At 57.0% G+C, this 1,003-nt stretch carries 1 protein-coding gene; it reads right to left on the reverse strand.

All coding sequences use genetic code 11. The features are described from left to right. Positions 1 to 1,003 (reverse strand): immunoglobulin-like domain-containing protein (locus AO240_RS24935; protein ID WP_371918679.1); only part of this gene is annotated, 1,003 nt, incomplete at both ends.

Genomic DNA, 1,003 nt, shown 5'->3' on the forward strand with positions numbered 1-1,003 from the left:
GCGCCGCCGGTCACGTTAGTGATCGCAGTGGTGACAGTTTGGTCGCCTTTGTACACATCGTTCGGCGCCACGGCGGTGACACTGCCGCTGGACTGGTTGACGCCGATGGTGATGGTTTTGCCGTTGTCCAAGGTCACGGTCAACGGGTTGGTGATGTTGCTCACCAGCGCGCCGTTTTTATCCACAAGGCTGGCGGTGTAAACGATATTGCCGCCTTCGCCGACCGTGGTGGTAGCGGTCAGAACCACATCAACTTTGTCGATGGTGTCGTTGATCGTAGTGGTGGCGCCATTGCCTGCAACGTCGAGTTTCTCGAAGTTACCGCCAGTAGCGTCGGTGATCTTGACGGTTTGCGTGCTCTTGTCGATGAACACGTCATCGCTTGGCGCCGGGACCGTCACGCTGCCAACGGTATTGCCCGCCTTGATGATAATGGACGAGCCGTTATCCAGCTTCAGCGTGACATCGCTGCCCGCCTTGTTGCTCAAGGTGGCGGTGTAGGTGATCTGGCCGCCTTCGTTGACTGCGCTTGGCGCGGTCAGTGTAACGGTGGTGGTGTCGATCGAATCAACGATGGTGGTTACAGCCGGTGCAGTGTTCGGCACCAGGTTTTCGAAGTTGCCGCCGGTAGCGCCCGTAATCGTGGTGCTGACGGTGGAACCGTTGTTGTATACGTCGTTAGCCGGGATATCGACGGCCACAGTACCAACCGACTCACCGGCTTTGATGGTAATTACCGAGCCATTGCTCAAGGTGACGGTTACCGGCGTCTGTGCTGGATTGGTCAAAGTCGCGGTGTAGGTAATCTGACCGCCTTCGGTGACCGAGTTGTTTGCGGTCAGAGTAACGGTAGTGGTGTCGATCGAGTCTGCAATGGTGGTTACAGCAGGTGCAGTGTTCGGCACCAGGTTTTCGAAGTTGCCGCCTGTAGCGCTCGTAATCGTGGTGCTAACGGTGGAACCGTTGTTGTAGACGTCGTTGGCCGGTGTTTCGAAAACTACAG

This window comes from Pseudomonas sp. ICMP 460 (assembly GCF_002723595.1).
Classification (GTDB): Bacteria; Pseudomonadota; Gammaproteobacteria; order Pseudomonadales; family Pseudomonadaceae; genus Aquipseudomonas; species Aquipseudomonas kitaguniensis.